General features: G+C 65.4%; 1 protein-coding gene. It reads left to right on the top strand.

From position 1 onward, the window contains the following. Window positions 1-19 precede the first annotated feature (19 nt). The coding region (locus AB0K82_RS44595) for a GumC family protein (RefSeq protein ID WP_364409844.1) at window positions 20-1,224 on the top strand (1,205 nt) is incomplete at its 3' end.

Genomic DNA, 1,224 nt, shown 5'->3' with positions numbered 1-1,224 from the left:
GGTGATTGCGGGTGTTCTCGTGGCCAGCCTGGTGGCTGGTGTGATCGTCACCCTGCTTTCGACCCCGCAGTTCCGGGCGACCTCGCGCATCGAGATCAGCCGCGAGCAGAAGAAGGTCACCAACGTTCAGGGCCTGGATTCCGAGGAGGAGGGCCGCGACCAGGAATTCTACCAGACCCAATATTCGCTGCTGCAGGCCCGCTCGCTGGCCGAGCGGGTGGAGCGCGAGCTCAAGCTCGGCACCAACAACGCGTTCTTCGCCAGCCATGGCGTCAATCCCGACAAGAACGCGCTGTTCAGCGAGGATACCAAGGTGCTCACGGCCAGCGAGCGGGCCCGCCGTTCGAAGATGGCGATCTCGCTTCTCCTCGATCACGTCGTGATTTCGCCGATCGCCCGATCGCGCCTGATCGACGTGAGCTATCGCAGCGCCTCGCCCGAGCTGGCGGCCGCGATCGCCAATGCCTGGGTGAACCAGTTCATCGCAGCCAACATGGATCGCCGCTTCGCTTCCACGGCCGACGCGCGCAAATATCTGGAGAACCGCCTCAACGATCTGCGCACCAAGCTGGAGCGTTCGGAGCGCGAAGTCGTGACCTATGCGAACGAGAAGGACATCGTCTCGCTCGGGCAGAACCAGAGCGGCGGCCGCACCACGGTCGAGCGCACGCTCGTCTCCCAGGATCTCGACGCGCTCAACTCCGCCCTGGCGGAAGCGACGAGCCAGCGGATCGCCGCGGAGAGCCGACTGCGCTCGAACAATGCGCGCGGTGCCGCCGACAATGCGCTGACGAATCCGGCGATCAACGGCCTGCGCCAGCGCCGCGCCGAGGTCGCCGCCGAATATTCGAAGGTGCTCGTCCAGTTCGAGCCGGAATATCCCGCCGCGAAGGCGCTGGCCAATCAGCTCCAGGTCCTCGACCAGAGCATCGCGCGCGAGGAGAGCCGCGTGCAGACCAACGTCTCGGCCAATTATGCCGAGGCCAAGGCGCGCGAGCTCGGCCTGCAGCAGCGCGTCGCCGAGCTGAAGGGGCGCCTGCAGAACCAGCAGAGCGACAGCATCCAGTATAATATCTACCAGCGCGAGGCGGACACCAACCGCCAGATCTATGAGGGCCTGCTCCAGCGCTACAAGGAGATCGGGGTCGCCGGCATCGGCACCAACAATGTGTCGGTGGTGGATGCGGCGCGCATTCCCGAATCGCCCGCCTCCCCACGCCTGTT

The organism is Actinoallomurus sp. NPDC052274, from assembly GCF_040679475.1.
Classification (GTDB): domain Bacteria; phylum Actinomycetota; class Actinomycetes; order Streptosporangiales; family Streptosporangiaceae; genus Actinoallomurus; species Actinoallomurus liliacearum.
The sequence above is the reverse complement of the archived record's forward strand: the minus strand, read 5'-3'. Positions and strand labels throughout refer to the sequence as shown.